Annotated in this window: 1 protein-coding gene; it reads right to left on the bottom strand. The window is 65.1% G+C overall.

Annotated elements, in window-relative coordinates:
- A partial coding sequence (gene ahcY / locus NGB36_RS33000; protein WP_255924343.1) for an adenosylhomocysteinase occupies nucleotides 1-1,389 on the bottom strand: 1,389 nt, incomplete at both ends.

A 1,389-nucleotide genomic window follows, 5' to 3' on the forward strand; every position in this document is an offset into this window, starting at 1 on the left:
CTTGTACGGGCCCTCGACCGGGACGCCGATGTAGGCGGCCTGCTCGGGGCGGAGCGTGGTCAGCTTGACGCCGAGGGCGCCGAGGTGGAGGCGGGCGACCTTCTCGTCCAGGTGCTTGGGCAGCACGTAGACGCCGATCGGGTAGGCCTCAGGCTTGGTGAACAGCTCGATCTGGGCGATGGTCTGGTTGGCGAAGCTGTTCGACATCACGAACGACGGATGCCCGGTCGCATTGCCCAGGTTCAGCAACCTCCCCTCCGACAGCACGATGATCGACTTGCCGTCCCGGAACGTCCAGGTGTGCACCTGCGGCTTGACCTCGCTCTTGACGACCCCCGGCACCTCCGCCAGACCAGCCATGTCGATCTCATTGTCGAAATGACCGATGTTCCCCACGATCGCCTGATGCTTCATCCTGGCCATGTCCGACGCCATGATGATGTCCTTGTTCCCCGTGGTCGTCACGAAGATGTCGGCACTCTCGACGACCTCCTCCAGCGTGGTCACCTGGAAACCATCCATCGCCGCCTGCAACGCACAGATCGGGTCGATCTCCGTCACGATCACCCGCGCGCCCTGGCCGCGCAACGACTCCGCACACCCCTTGCCCACATCACCGTAACCGCACACCACGGCCACCTTGCCACCGATCAGGGTGTCGGTGGCCCGGTTGATCCCGTCGATCAGCGAATGCCGGCAACCGTACTTGTTGTCGAACTTCGACTTCGTCACCGAGTCGTTCACATTGATCGCCGGGAACAGCAGCGCGCCCTCGCGGTGCATCTCGTACAGCCGGTGCACACCCGTAGTGGTCTCCTCCGTCACACCACGGATCTCCGACGCGATGGCGGTCCACTTGGTGGGGTTGGCCGCGATGGAGCGGTTCAGCACCTGCAGGATGATCCGGTACTCCTCGTTGTCCGCCGTCGACGGATCAGGTGCGGATCCGGCCTTCTCGAACTCCACGCCCTTGTGCACCAGCAGCGTGGCGTCCCCACCGTCGTCCAGGATCATATTCGGACCACCGGTGGAGGCATCCGGCCAGGTCAGCGCCTGCTCAGTGCACCACCAGTACTCCTCGAGCGTCTCCCCCTTCCACGCGAACACCGGAACGCCCTGCGGGTCCTGCGGTGTCCCCTTCGGCCCCACTGCGACCGCGGCCGCCGCGTGGTCCTGGGTGGAGAAGATGTTGCAGCTGGCCCAGCGCACCTGCGCACCCAACGCCACCAGCGTCTCGATCAGCACGGCCGTCTGCACCGTCATGTGCAGCGAACCCGTGATCCGCGCACCAGCCAACGGCTGGGACGCGGCATACTCCCTGCGAATGGCCATCAGACCGGGCATCTCATGCTCGGCCAGCGTGATCTCCTTACGGCCGAACTCGGCCAG

The sequence above is a fragment of the Streptomyces humicola genome, assembly GCF_024436035.1.
GTDB lineage: Bacteria > Actinomycetota > Actinomycetes > Streptomycetales > Streptomycetaceae > Streptantibioticus_B > Streptantibioticus_B humicola.